Here is a 14344-nt window from a genome sequence, read left to right as displayed (position 1 = left end):
GGCGCGCCCGGGGACCTGCAACCGCTGTGAGCTCGCGTTGTGTAGAAATCGTGAACTCCGACCTTCGAGTTTCGTAACTGGACGCCCCGCGCCGCCCCCGGGCACGCTGGCGTCACCGGCCGAATCGACGTAGCGACGGCTCTGACGAACGGGGGACCGCATATGACCACCATGGCAACACGCGTCGACGCGGTGGACACCCGCAGGGACGAACCCTTCCTGCGTCTCACCTGGACGGACCCGATGACAGGTGCGCACGGCTATCTCGTCGTCCACACCCTGGTGGGCGATCTGGCGACCGGTGGCACCCGCATGCGGGCCGGGTGCACGATGTCGGAGGTCGAGGACCTGGCGCGCGGCATGGCCGCGAAGACCGCGGTGTTCGACCTGCCGGTGGGCGGCGCGAAGGGCGGGATCGACTTCGACCCGAAGGACCCCCGTGCCGTCGATGTGCTGCAGCGCTTCTGCCAGGCGATGCGTCCCTGGTTGAACGCGCACTGGGTCACCGCCGAGGACCTGGGCGTTCCCCAGCACCTTCTCGACGAGGTCTTCGAGCGGCTGGGACTGCACCAGTCCTTCCACGCCGCGATCAACCGTGCGGCAGACCCGGCGATCACCTTGGAGCGGGTACGCACCTCCCTGAACGCGCCGGTCTACGGCGGCTTCCTGCTGGGTGACGTGATCGGTGGTTACGGCGTCGCGCAGGCCTGCATCGCCACCGCGAACGCATACCGCTGGGCACCGGCCGAGACCACCGTCGCGATCCAGGGAATCGGCACGATGGGTGGCGGCGCAGCCTGGTATCTGCACGAAGCGGGCATGCGCGTGACCGCCGTCGCCGATGCCGCAGGAACACTGTATTGCGCTGACGGACTGGACATCCCGGCACTGCTCGACCTCCGCGACGAGTACGGGGAGATCGACCGCTCCCGCGTCCCGTCGCACGTCGAGCAACTGCCCCGCGACGCGGTGATCGGCATTCCCGCCGACATCTTCGTCCCCGCCGCCATCTCCTACGCCATCACGGCGGAGAACGTCGGCCGGGTCGCCGGGCGGGTCGTCATCGAGGCCGCGAACTCCGCGACGACGCCCGACGCCGAAGCCGTGCTCACCGGCCGCGGCATCCCGGTGATCCCGGACTTCGTGGCCAACGCCGGCGCGGTCGCGTGGGCATGGTGGGTGCTCCTCGGGTGGGTCGGGACCGATCCGGACGATTCCTTCCAGCGTCTGCGCACCGAGATGCTCACCAAGATCACGCTGCTGGTCGAGCGGTGGGCGCTCGATCATGTGCCGCCGCGGCAGACGGCACGGGAGCTCGGCGCGACCAACCACGCTCCGAGCGCCTCGCGCACGATCACCATCCCTTGACACGTCGACCTCGCTCATTCCTGCAGGTCAGCATCTTGACGGCGAGACTCGGCGGAAATGGCGGCGCGCGTCGTCCGGGTCCGGAAACGCGTATGTCGACCAAGACTTCTAAGGTGGACATGCCCGTCTCCGTCGACGGGCGGAAGGACGTCCGCAAGGGTGAGTGGAGTGCGAGTGGGGTCAGACGAGCGCGAACCCGAATTGAGGGATCGCGTGCAGCGCCTGCTTGCCTTCCTGGCCGAGCTCGTCAAGGCCCGCAGCGCGCCCGTCCGTGTCGTCGACAAACACCGTGCCGTGATGTCTCTCGAGGAGGGAAACATCAGGGCCGGCCTGCGTGCTCATGCCGCGTCGGGCGACATCGTCCTGCGTGCGCGTCGCGCCCAGCTCGAGGACCCGCCGCGCCCGTCCGCCGAGGTCGCGAAGTTCGTGCACGGCGACATCACGGATTCCGCCGTCGAGCCCGAACTCGACCCGCTGGCCATCGGCATCGACGGTGCCGACGCCTGGCTGACCGACTGGCGGACGTGGGCGGTCGTCGATCGTGAACGGCAGGCCGCCTCGCATCTGTACAGCTTCCTGCAGCGAGCGATGCTCGACCTCGAGGACCAGCCGGAATCGCTGGAGCTCGTCGTCGCGTCGGGTCTGCTGCACCTCTCCGAGGGCGTGGCGGGCGCGCGGGTCCACACGCACCTGATCACGCAGACCGCGCTTATCGAGCGACAGGGCGACTCCGGCGACCTCGTGGTCCGGCTGAGTCCCAACGCCGGGCCGTCGCTCGAAGACGTCCAGCTCCTCACCGGACTGGAAGTCTTCGACCCGACGAGCGTCCGCGAATTGCACGATTCCCTCGTCACCCAGGTCGCCTCGCCCCTCGACCCCGCGGCCCGCGCGTTCTTGAAGAGCTGGGCCGAGCGTGCGCTCACCGTGCCGGTCGACGTCGTCGATCGTGCGGACGAAGCGTCGTCGTCGGATGCGTTCGTGACGCCGTCGCCGGTGCTCGTGCTGCGTAAGCGCGGCGCCCACGCGCTCATCGAGTACTACAGCCGCATGACCGAGGCGGCTGCCCACGAGTCGAATCCGGTGCCGCTCGGGCTGGCGCAGCTCGTCGAAGCGATCGAACCGGCCGACCGGGTCGCGTGGCTCGACCGCATCGGCACGCCGTCGACCGAGTTCACCGGGGAGCAGTTGCTGCCGCTGCCCGCGAACGAGGAACAGCGCGACATCATCGACCGGCTCGCCGGCGACAGCGGTGTCGTGGTCGAGGGTCCGCCGGGTACGGGCAAGACCCACACCATCGCCAACATCGTCGCGGCGCTACTCGCGCGTGGGCAGCGTGTGCTGGTCACCAGTGAGAAGGCGCAGGCGCTGCGTGTGCTCCGGGAGAAGCTCCCGTCCGAGCTGCAGGAACTGTGCGTGGCCGTCACCGACCCGGTGCACGGCGGCACGGTCGAACTCACTCGCAGTGTCAGCGAAATCGCCATCCGCAAGGCACAATTCAACGTTCGGCGCGCGCAGGAACGTATCGACGAGCTCACCACGCAACGCAACGACGCACTCGAGCGTCGCGCGACGCTGATGGAACAGATCCGGCAGGCGCGCGCGGAGGAGACCGAGGCCCACGCCGATGTCGCCGCCGGCTACGAGGGGACGGCCGCGTCGATCGTCCGGCGGGTCCGCGCGCACGAATCCAAGTACGCGTGGTTGCCCGCGCCTCTGCTCACCGACACCCCACCGCTGACGGTCGACGAACTCGTCACCCTTCACTCGTTGCATCAGCGGTCGAGCGTCGAGCGCGCGCGCCGTCGCCAGCAGCGCTTCCCCGAATTGTCCCTGCCCACCCAGAGGGAACTGCAGTACGCGTGCGCCGCCGTCTCCCAGGCGTCGAGCGGCACGACCAACGGCGAGACACAGGGGCTGTTGCGGGTCCTCGAGGGTGCATCGCTCGAAGCACTCGGCCGCATCCGCGACCTGTGCGAGCAACTGCAGGGTGCCCTCGAGGACGCAGACCGGCTCGACGCCCGAATCCAACGCGTCGCCGACGACGTCCTGTCGGGCCGGGCCCAGCACCTGTGGGGGAAGACCGCCGAGCTCGCCAGGCTCGTGCAGGCCGCGCAGGAGGCCGACCGGATCGTCGGTGCCAGCTCGGTGGACACCTCCGTGACGGGACGTCAGGCCTTCGAGGCGTACGACGCGCTCGCCCGCAAGCTCGAGGCCGGCGACACGTGGCGCAGCGGATTCACCCGGTTCCGGCGCAGCGACGAGCAATCCGCCGTCGAGGCGCTCGGTGAGATCGCGACCGTCGAGGGTGTCGCCGCCACCACCGCCCAGACGGCGCGCATCGTCGCCGAACACCTCCGTGCGCTCGAGGCGATCCGGGTCGCGCGGGTGGTCCTCCGCGACCTCGGTATCGACATCGAACTCGACGAGTCGCGCAGCCGCGCGGTCGGCACCCTCGCGTTCCTCGACCGCGACCGTGCCATCGTCGACAATCTCGTGGCGCGGGTACACGACGTCGAAACGGCACTGCGCGAGGTTCATCCGGGGGCGCCGCGGATCACGAGCATCGAGCAGGCGCGGTCCACCGCCGAGTCGGCACGGACCATCGCCGCCGCGGGCACCGCCGAAGCGAGCAAGAACTGGCTCGAATCCATCGGCATGTACGTGCGGAGCCAGATCTCCGGGGGAGCGTCGCCCGAAGGACGCGCGCTGGCCCGCGCCTTCCACGACGCCGACTTCGACGCCATCAACGCGGCCCTGGATGCGTGGGACCGGGCGGCGGGGGAGCAGCGTGAGGAACTGGAACTCGTCTCCCTCCACGCGCGCCTGACCACCGCGGCACCCGCACTCGCTCAGGCCCTCGCGGAGAATCCGTTGAGCCTGGCCTGGCCGGTTCGTCTCGCCGACATCGACGAGGCGTGGGCGTGGCGACGCGCCGACGAATGGGTGCGACGCTTCCACGAGCGCAGCGACGACGGACAGTTCGAACGCGACCTCGACGCACTCGAGAAGGACATCGCGCGACTCACGACCGAACTCGTCGAGGAGAAGGCGTGGAGCGCGTGTCTCGACCGCACCACGGCCGAACAGGTGCAGGCGCTCCATTCGTACCGCGATCACATCGCGAGCATCGGTAAGGGCACCGGCCGCTACGCGGAGCGCTATCGGGCCGCGGCACGCGAGGCCATGCAGGTCGCGCAGGGGGCGGTGCCGGCCTGGGTGATGCCGTTGCAGCAGGTGCTGGCTTCGATTCCGCCCGAACAGAATTCGTTCGACGTCGTCATCGTCGACGAAGCGAGCCAGACCGACATCAGCAGCCTGTTCCTGTTGTGGCTGGCGCCGCGCGTGATCGTCGTCGGCGACGACAAGCAGTGTGCACCGAGCGCGGTGTCGCTCGGTGCGCTCGACGGGGTGTTCAGCCGCCTCGATTCGTATCTGCCCGACATCCCGAACTACCTGCGCGACAGCTTCACTCCGCGATCGAGCCTGTTCTCGTTGCTGCGGTCGAGGTTCGGCAGCATCGTCCGGTTGCGCGAGCACTTCCGGTCGATGCCGGAGATCATCGCGTGGTCGAGCGACCAGTTCTACGCCGACGATCCGCTGGTTCCCATGCGGCAGTACGGCTCCGATCGTCTGCAGCCGCTACGCACCACACTCGTCGAGGACGGGGCCGTCACCGGGCAGAACTCGACGCTGACGAACTACGCCGAGGCACATGCCCTGGTCGACACGCTCGTGAAGTGCGTCGAGGATCCCGCCTACGACGGTAAGACCTTCGGTGTGGTGGTGCTGCAGGGGCAGTTGCAGGTCGACATCATCCAGAACGAACTGCTGGACCGCCTCACGCCGGAGCAGTGGGACGAACGCAGGCTCCGCGTCGGCACGCCCCCGGACTTCCAGGGCGACGAACGGAACGTGGTGTTCCTGTCGATGGTCGTGGCGCCCGAGCAGAACATCGCGGCGTTGACCCGGACCGAATACCAGCGACGCTTCAACGTGGCGGCCTCGCGTGCCCAGGACCAGCTGTGGCTGTTCCACTCGAGGACCATCGACACGCTGCGCCGCACCGACCTGCGGTACTCGTTGCTCACCCACATGCGGACGACGTCCCCGCGGCCGGCCGAGCCGATGCCCGACGGCGTGACGCGCGACGAGCGGCACGAAGCGTTCGACAGCCTCTTCCAGCAGGACGTCTTCCTGGACATCGCTACTCGCGGCTATCACGTGAACCCGCGGGTCGAGGTGAACGGCCACTTCATCGATCTGGTCGTGACCGGGGCGGCAGGCAAGCTGGCAGTTGCCTGTGACGACGAACAGTGGCACACGAGCCCCGAACGGCAGAACGCCGATCTGGAGCGGGAGCGCGAACTGCACCGCAGCGGTTGGAAGTTCTGGCGGGTCCGGGAATCGGAGTACTACCTCGACCCGGTCGCGGCCCTGTCAGGACTCTGGGAGGAGCTGGAGCGTCGCGGAATCACGCCGGGCCGGGTGGATGCAACGGTCGTCGACGACACCGTGGATGCGGGTACACGAACGATGACGGGGATCGGCGACTACTGAGACGACTCGGCCGCCCCAGCGTTCGCGGTGGCCATCGGATGGGGAAAGATCCCCGAAGGGAAGGCATCCGGGGATCTTTCGTGTGCAGATCTATGACGGCATCGCGATGAACGTCAGCGGATCCGACTTCTCGAATCGGCCGCTGACATTGCCCGCGAGGCCACCTTCGAGTGCCGTGTCGCCCAGGAGATCGAGCTTGCCCGCCGGTGCGCCCTCCGAGAGGTCGAGATCGCTCAGGTCGACCCACACGATGTTGGGGCGCGTCGTCGACTCGAACACGTAGCGCTTCTCGGCGAGGTCGGCCACCGTCTGCCAGATCGTTTGCGAGACATACGGTTTTCCGGGTTCGGGCACGCGGAACGGCTGCGCGACATTGCGGATCACGCTGAGAACGCCCGCGATCGCCTGCACCTGGCTCTGCGGTTCCGGCAGACTGCTGACGTAATGCGCTGCGCGAGCGAACCTGTCGGACGCATCGCCGGTACCGGGAAGTGGTGCGTCACCGCCGAATCCCTTCACCTTCTTCAGCAGTCCCAGCTGTTCACCGTAGGCGGGAGAGTTCGTCATGACGGCGTAGTCGCGGCTGTGCCAGACCGTCGGTGTGCCGTCGAGGTATTCGATGATCGCGGAGTCGCCGGTCGCGTCGTCTAGTGCGAGATGCACGGCGGGTACCTCACCGGTCGCCGGGTCGCCCAGCGGAACGACCTGCACGCCGGTCTTCTCGATCCAGTCGACGGCCTCGGCGACGGTCGCGAAGTTGTCGAGGAAGTATTGCATCCACACCGCGACACTGAGCGCGGGTCGGCTCTTGTCGTGGGTGCCGTAGTCCGATTCGGTGAGCCACAGGATGTGTCCGCCGAGGCCGGCCTCGTTGAGTCCGTCGACGGTCATCATGTCGTAGGCGCCCGCGACCACACTGCCGTACTTCGAGGTCCACGAGAGTTGTCCACCGACACCGTCGTCGCGGGTGATGCCACGGGGGAGCGCCCACAGATTGGTGGCGGTTTCGCGGTGGTAATCCATGTTGCGTCCCACGAGCACTTGACCGGACGGGCCGTTCCACACAACTCGTGTGCACATATGCGCCACCTTCAGGCGGTAGATCCGTGTCGACGAATTATCTCCTCGTGAATCGACGTACTCCGGTTCGCATTCCTGTGTCGATTCACAAGCGATATCGAGGTTGTATCACGAGGTGGTGCGAGAAATCTGGAGAAGACTCGGTTCGCCGGATTAAGCGGGAGGGTGAATTCTTCTCGTCACCCGTCCGACGACAGTGCGTCGAAGACCGCCTTCACGCGCACCTCGTCCTCGATGCCGAGAATGTCCGCCCAGAAGAACCCCGCCTCGGTCGTGTAGGCGTGGCCGTGTCCACCGGGGACTTCGGCGGCGAACACCATGTCCAGGGTGACCTGCCAAAACGTCACGAACGGAATCCACGTCATCCCCTTGTCGATGTCGGCGCCGCGTTCCTCGCGCAACCAGTCCGGGCGGTGCCGCACCAGCTGGGAGGACCACCACACGATCGGATCGCTGGGATGCTGCCAGTACACGATGCGGGGAGATTCCCAGTCGCGGAGGCCGTCGAGATCGGTGAGGTCGTCGGGAGTCGCAGCGAATCGCACGTTCTGGCCACCGTAGATGACCGGAAGAATTTCGCGGCTGCCGGGATCGCGCGAATCGGTGATTCGTCGCCATTGCTCCGTGAAATTCGGTGTGCCCACCCACAGAGCGCCGTCGGTTCGGGTAATCATGTCCTGCACGCCGGCGAAGGCCGATTGACCTCCGTACGAGCCCAGCGATTCCCCGAAGACGAGTAACTTCGGGCGGGCTTCCGGATCGAGGACACTCCATCTCGCGTACACCGCCTCGAACAACGCGCGACCTGCATTACGGGGCGAGACCCGGTCAGCGAGGAAAGCCAGGGGACTGGCGAGGAACGAATACTGCATGGCCGCGATGGCAGAGTTGCCGTCGGAGAGGTATTCCAGCGCGGCGGCGACATCCTGGTTGACCCAGCCACGACCGGTCGTCGTGGCCACGGCGAGGTACTCGCGGTCGAAGGCACCGGTGCGGTCGAGTTCCGCAACGACATGCGAGGCGAGCACCTCCATCTCGTCGTAGTCCGTGTAACCGTCGAGACTGTCGAGGGAGCGGTAACCTGCGTAGACCCGGATCGGCATCATCGCGGGTTCCCCGGTCACCGCGGTGATCTCCTCCGGAGACGGACCGCCTGCGACGAACGTGCGGCCCTCACGGCCCAGCGAATCCCACGGTTCGAGCGACGCGTCCGACCCGGATCGTTCCGGTCCCTGCGGCTGCTCGACCCCGTCTGCAGTGCCTTCGTCCACAGCCATCGCCGATCCGTTGGCGATCCGCGCGATCTCCACCGACAGCAGACCTTCCACCGCCCAGAACACGATCAACCCGACCAGCACGACACTCACGATGCGCGCCAGGGGTGCCGGCAATACGCGGACGACGAGTCCGGTGACCCACTGCGCCACCCGCCGCAGACCGCGACCGATGACGAGCAGGAGCAGCGTCACCACCACGGCGACGAGCAGCACACCCGGATAGTCCCAGCTGCTGCCGGGTTCCATCCCGACGAGTTCGCGGCTGATGTCCTGCCACCACGAACCGAGGACGAGGAAGGTCGGCACCACCACGACGGCGACCGCTGCGAGCAGGTACCAGCCGACCTTCTTGACGGTCGCCGACCAGTTCGTCTCGAAGCCGCACTTGCGGACGATCCACGCGAGGAGCACGCCGATGCCGTAGCCCGTGATGACGCTGATGCCGGTCGCGACGCCCTGCAGGTACCACGGGCGGGGAAGCAGTGACGGTGACAGCGACCAGCAATAGAACAGCAACGCGACGGCCAACCCGACCGGATGGAACCGGCCCAGCCACCTCAGGGTCCCGTCCTTCAACCGAGCCGAGAACGAGGAGGGCTCGGGAGGTGCGGGCGGTGTATCGAGGGTCGTGGTCATCGGCGGTCACTTTCGTCGGTACCAGGGCGCAGGAAGGCATGGCGAAGAGACGGAATGCGAAGCCGTAGGGGAGAAGCTAGCAGAGCCTCGGGCAGCGTGCCGTGCTCGACTACTCGTCTGCGGTGTTCAACTCTTCGACGGCCTCGGCGATCCGCTGCGTGTCGGTGAGCGTCCACCCCTCTGGGGACGTCACGGCGGCCCAGCCGTAGGGGATGAGATCCTCGTAGTTGTGGCCGTGACCGACGGGTGGCGACGTGCCGACCATGATGTCGGCCGCGACCTGAGCGAAGGTGACGATGGGGTACCACCGCATCGACGGTGAGCGACCCGCGCCCGGAGGTTCGGCGAGCCAGTCGGGTCGCTCGAAGAGCAGTCCCGGTCCCCACCACACCACCGGATCGGACGCATGCTGCAGATACAGGACCCGCGGGTCGTTCCACGGTCCTTGCTGGTCCTCGAGCGTCTGCAGGTCGGAGGCGAACCGCACTGCGACGCCGTCTTCGTAGACGGGCAGGACCTCGGGGCTGCCGGGATCACGATGGTCGACGATGCTGCGCCACAGCTGGTTCGAGTTCGGCGGTCCGACGAACAGCGCGCCGTCGATCTGGCTGCGCATGTCGGTGAGGTCGTCGAAGGCGGCTTCGGCGGATTGCGAGCCGAGGCTCTCGCCGTAGACGACGAGCTTGGGTCGCTGGTCCTCCGGCAGTTGCGACCAGCGTTCGTGGACACCGTTGATCAGTGTGTTGCCGGCGGCCTTGGCGGCGGAGCCGTCGACGAGGAAGGAGATCCAGCTCGGCAGGAAGGAATACTGGATCGCGGCGATCGCCGAGTTGCCGTTGTAGATCGCTTCGATCGAGTCGGCGGCGAACGGGTTCACCCACCCGGTCCCGGTGGTGCCGGCGACGACGAGGATCTCGCGTTCCCACGCCTTCGTGCGGTCGAGTTCGTCGAGGATCAGCTGCACCTGCTCGTCGGTGGTGCCGTCGGCTTCGAGTCCCGCGTACACCCGTACGGGTTCGAGAGCGGGAGCGTCGTTCAGTTCGGTCAACTGCTCGGCGTCCATCCCACCGGCGACGAACGTGCGTCCCTGACGTCCGAGACTCTCCCACGACGACGTCGACGCCGGGCTGCCCGACCGCTCGGGAATCTGGGGCTGCTCCACACCGGGGTCGGTGCTGTTGTTGTCGTCGGCGAACACGATACGTGCCGCCATAGAACTGCTCGCGAGCAGAACCTGGTCGACGAACACGACCACCGCGAGCACGAGGATCACCGGTGCGAGAACGCCGGCCGCGACGACCGGAACACGCAGGCGGGTCGCGAGGAACTCCGCGAAGCGTCGTCCGACCCACCGCAATCCGCGTGCGATGTAGAGGAGCGCGGTGAAGACCGCGACGCTCACCAGTCCGGTGCGGAGATACGCGAAGCCCGTCGTGGTCTCGATACCCATGAGGGCACGGATTTCGTTCTGCCATCCCGCCGCGGCGAGCAGGCTCCCCAGAAGCGTTCCCACCGCGACGAGAGCGACGACCACCTCAGCGACGCGGCGGATCGTGTAGCGCCGGCGCCACCATGCGAGACGCGGGGCGATCCACCGCCGTGCGGGGAAGGCGATGAGCACACCGATGCCGTACCCGACGATGCCCGTCACGCCACTGATGAGTCCCTGGAAATACCACTCGCGGGGGATGAGGGAAGGGCTCAGGCTCCACGCGAAGAAGAACAGGGCGACGACGAGACCGACGAAGTCGAGGCCGAAGACGGAGAGGTGGCGTCGGGTGTTCTTACTCGACTCGTCGGTTTCGAGGGTGGTGGCAGGAGCGGTCACGATGCGACAATAACTGCCACGGAACCTTGGAGCCGGGTCATGTCGGCGTATCCATTCGTATGCTCCGCCGATCTGGGGATCACCGAGAGTAGAGATCTACAGTTTCCCAGGTCCCAAGCTACTAGGCAGGCCCAAGAGCTAGCACACCGTCTCCTCATCCGGATCTGGCGCGAGACCCTGAAGTGCGTTGTCAGATGTAAGTTCGCTTCTTGTGCACGATTTGCGGTCATGGCGCAATTGGGATCGAAAGGTGCTGGGGAGCTGAGCCGGTGTAACAATCCCGGTACTGACCGGAGATGTACTCAGCGAGGAGTCCGAACTAGGAGGAGGGAGCGCTGAACGACACCGGGCGAGAACGGCGTTCAGGTCCACCGTGTTGGTTGACCTCCCTCTGGGCCGTCGTGCTCACCCCAGGAGTATGCAAATTTGGTATCCGTACTTCTGAACGAACTTGAGAATCGTGTCCAAGGATCTGTCGCAGGCATGCGCTAACTTCGCATCCGCGGCCTTTAATTTGTGGCGGAGGATTTCGATTGCACCTGGCTAGAGACAAGACGGGGACAACTGAGCCGTCCGGCACAGCACCGCAGCGTTGGGAACGATATTTAACATGGAACGCCGCGGTAGCCAAGGTTGTATACCCAGAAACTGATGAAGCCGTGCCCGCCTATATGGACCTTGAGCAAGACCTTATCGACGAGATTGCAGTCGCTGCAGAAGGGCACTCGGATTCCTCTCGGACGTCACTGGTGGACGTCGTCAGAGGCGTCACCGTAGAAGAAGGCGATACATTCTCGTTGGCCAAAATTGTTGTGGCAACCCGCGCCATGCCAAGCCAGTCTCTTCGGGAACCCCCGTGCCTCGCCTTCCTAGCGGTGACGGTGATGGCTGCCGAAGAGATGGGTAAGGCCGGCGAGGGGCTTGCCCCGCACGCCTACTATGCGCGGCTCGCACGACTTCTCGGACTCGTTGATCAGGATGCCGCCCTTCAGAAGCAGTATCGGCAGCACGCAGAGCTTCTGTGGAAAAGGGTCAACAAGTGGCTTGAGAACCTGGAAGGTGGGCGCGGAATTCCGACGGCATTCGCATTGACACACCGATATGTCGGATTGCCAATTTCTCAGGCACTCGTTCGAGAATCGGATCGCCGGCGCCTCTCATTTATGTTCGTGCAATACGGTCTAAGTCCTGGCATGCGATTAGCACCCGAAGACCTGAAGCCGTACCTCGACATGTGGTTAACCTCTTCATCCTCAGCAACCTCTAGTAACTTACGCCGCCTATGGAGCCGTTCAGACTCACGTGATCGAATTGCCGCTATTGCTGCAGTTGAACTCGCGAGCTGGGACGGTGGTCATCCCGATGCCCAAAATCGGCACGCCGGAGGGCGTGCGATCCTCGTCGCTAATATGCGCACAGGTTTCCTGGGGTCTTCATTCGACCTCTCCCTCGCTCTACGTCCAACCGGGACGCAAATGAACGGCCGGATGGAAATCTTCGAGACAGCAGGTAAGTGGTCGGCAATTGCATTCGTTCCGGGTGCGGCCGGGATTTGGCGAACAAGCTATACTGAAGAACTTGATTTTGGATCAATTCTCGATGGACTTGTGCGGATCCGACACGCTAACGCAGCCGGAGAGTTGGAGTACAAGAGGTACCCGAGAAGAATTGTTCCACTCATTTACGACGAACTTCAGTCGGCGTATGTGCAGGCCGATCGCTTACAACTCGGCCTTGATTCACTACTCCTCGTGCGCACTACCGGGACGTCTTCAGTTGCATTTGGGACAGTTGAGGAAGTTAAGAAAGTTCTTAGTAGTTGCGCACGGCCGGGGTTCGAAACAACCACAATTCTTGATGGATTGCCGGCAGGTTGGACACTATTTACAAATGTACAGATGTTCACCGCCCCAACCTTTACTAAATTTAATGAATTAATTCCCCTTGCTCGGAACCAACTCACAGTTGCAGGTGGACTCCAGATTCCGTCCCGAATCCGCAAATGGTCAACGATAAGCCCTCCTGAAATTCGGGCAACTGTACAAAGTGAGAGATTCCTCCGAGTCACCCTTGTCGACGCCGAAAACGAAGAATTGATCCACGAGTGGAGGTCCGATTCAGGGACACTAGTAACACCGATTTCCGGTCTCGGTTTGCAAGATGGGGATTACCAAGTATCGCTCTTCACCGGATCGAAAACAGTTCCTACTCAACAAGCATCGATACGCCTTCGCTCGGGCGATGCTGTGGACGGACTGACCTGGAATCGCGCGCCTCGGTTGACATACAACTTGGATACCCCACGGGGACTTTTTACGGCGTCGGAAGAACTAGGGTCAAAGATTGTAGTCGATGGGCTTTCCTGTGACGGGGCTGCGAATATCGAGACATCATGTAGTGCAAAGAGTGAGATTTCTTGGAACGGTTCTCGAACGAGTTGCCAGAGAAAACGGGTAAGCATTGGGACTCCAGATCCTACGTCATGCGTCGTTACAGGGGCACATCATATTAAACTTCCTACTTGGTTCGGCGGCGCGTCTCCGAAATTTATCGAGGGAGAATGCACATCCTGCGGTCTTGTCAAGCGATTTCCCGGATGGGCTTTCTCAAATCGAAAATTAAGAAAAGAAAATATCGATAAATCACCACACTGTGCTATCACCGTCGCGCAGCTTCCTCCTGTGGCCGAAGCGACGATTGAATGGGACGCCGCACTGGACGCTCTAGTACATCTTGGAGGAGGAGAATCCACTTCATTGGAGACCGTCGCGAGGCAACTTCAGGGGTCCGCAATCTTCGTTGAGAACTTTGCGAGAGCGCTCGAAACCCTCGGCCATATTGCAATCGAGCGCGATCCAAGGGGGAGGGCGAAGAGATGGGAACTTTCGCCTGCGTGCCTTGCCCAGACAGCCAGCGGACAATTCCGACTTACCGGCGGATGGACTCGACCGTCGATTTCTAGCATCAAGTCTCGCGTGGGTCCTGGTGTTATTTCTCGGGTTGCGCAGGAAAATGGACCCTCGGAGAGGCTGGTTCAGTCCCTTTCCGCCAAGGATCTAAAATTCATTGCAGAACTTGAGGAAGCAGCCATTGTGCCGGACTCAGGCGCCGTCCTCCTGAAAGCGTTGCCCCGGCTCTCTGATGTGGGTGCCGCGGTCGATAGAATTAGTCTTCCAGGATTTGAGTCGGCAGAACGGTTCAACCTCGCTTCTGCAACATGGATTCCGACGGGAGATGTTTCGAACGCAGGCGCGTACCGAATTAAGCGGGGATTTGAGAAGCTGTATATTTACCGTAACGAAGCGGACGTGAAAGAAGGGTCGGCTGCGGTGGCAGGACCACATCTTACGAAACATCTGGCAGCTAACGCCATCGGTAAGACGCTAACCTTTTACCTGCCACACACCGAAGAAATCCTCACTCCGCTCGGATGCCAGCTTCCAGGTTTGTACGACCGTGCTGCGGTGGCGTTCGCTGGGCATCTTCCACTGCCAAGTTTGGTGAAAGTCTCCGGGGAGCAGCGCAGGTGTCTTTCATACAAGTCGATCGACCAGAAATACGCTGATTTATTGACTACTCTCTTGACCACGTGAGGCTG

6 protein-coding genes are annotated in these 14344 nt (G+C 64.1%); 3 read left to right on the top strand and 3 right to left on the bottom strand.

What is annotated here, in order from left to right; genetic code table 11:
- Window positions 1-162 precede the first annotated feature (162 nt).
- Both A5767_RS00685 and A5767_RS00680 read left to right on the top strand, forming a co-directional pair.
- Window positions 163-1368, top strand: coding sequence for a glutamate dehydrogenase (locus A5767_RS00685; protein ID WP_006554792.1), 1206 nt, complete (start codon window positions 163-165; stop codon window positions 1366-1368).
- A gap of 213 nt (window positions 1369-1581) precedes the next feature.
- Window positions 1582-5925 carry an AAA domain-containing protein gene (locus tag A5767_RS00680; protein WP_231913080.1) on the top strand — a complete coding sequence of 1448 codons (4344 nt, stop codon included), beginning with the start codon at window positions 1582-1584 and terminating at the stop codon, window positions 5923-5925.
- Between the two features lie 90 nt (window positions 5926-6015).
- On the opposite strand, the gene A5767_RS00675 is transcribed toward A5767_RS00680, so the two are convergent.
- From A5767_RS00675 to A5767_RS00665, 3 genes are all read right to left on the bottom strand, one after another.
- On the bottom strand, window positions 6016-7005 hold the full coding sequence (locus A5767_RS00675) for a linear amide C-N hydrolase (protein ID WP_064851396.1): 990 nt from the start codon (window positions 7003-7005) through the stop codon (window positions 6016-6018).
- Between the two features lie 179 nt (window positions 7006-7184).
- Window positions 7185-8918 (bottom strand): alpha/beta hydrolase, encoded by a 1734-nt coding sequence (locus tag A5767_RS00670; RefSeq protein ID WP_064851395.1) that lies wholly within the window; start codon window positions 8916-8918, stop codon window positions 7185-7187.
- Between the two features lie 109 nt (window positions 8919-9027).
- A complete protein-coding gene (locus A5767_RS00665; protein ID WP_064851394.1) occupies window positions 9028-10746 on the bottom strand; it encodes an alpha/beta hydrolase in 1719 nt (572 codons plus the stop codon).
- A gap of 659 nt (window positions 10747-11405) precedes the next feature.
- Here A5767_RS00665 and A5767_RS22875 point away from each other — a divergent pair.
- Entirely contained in the window at window positions 11406-14339 is a 2934-nt protein-coding gene (locus A5767_RS22875; protein ID WP_156665102.1) for a hypothetical protein, read from the top strand.
- The last annotated feature ends 5 nt before the right edge of the window (window positions 14340-14344 follow it).

The sequence above is a fragment of the Rhodococcus sp. 852002-51564_SCH6189132-a genome (assembly GCF_001665495.1).
Classification (GTDB): Bacteria; Actinomycetota; Actinomycetes; order Mycobacteriales; family Mycobacteriaceae; genus Rhodococcus; species Rhodococcus pyridinivorans.
Note: the sequence above shows the minus strand (reverse complement) of the source record. Positions and strands in the feature narration are given on the sequence as shown.

Excerpts from the sequence above, each read along its gene's own strand:
- A5767_RS00685 (WP_006554792.1), top strand. The coding sequence starts at position 163 with ATGACCACCATGGCAACACGCGTCGACGCGGTGGACACCCGCAGGGAC.
- A5767_RS00675 (WP_064851396.1), bottom strand. The coding sequence starts at position 7,005 with ATGTGCACACGAGTTGTGTGGAACGGCCCGTCCGGTCAAGTGCTCGTG.
- A5767_RS00670 (WP_064851395.1), bottom strand. The coding sequence starts at position 8,918 with ATGACCACGACCCTCGATACACCGCCCGCACCTCCCGAGCCCTCCTCG.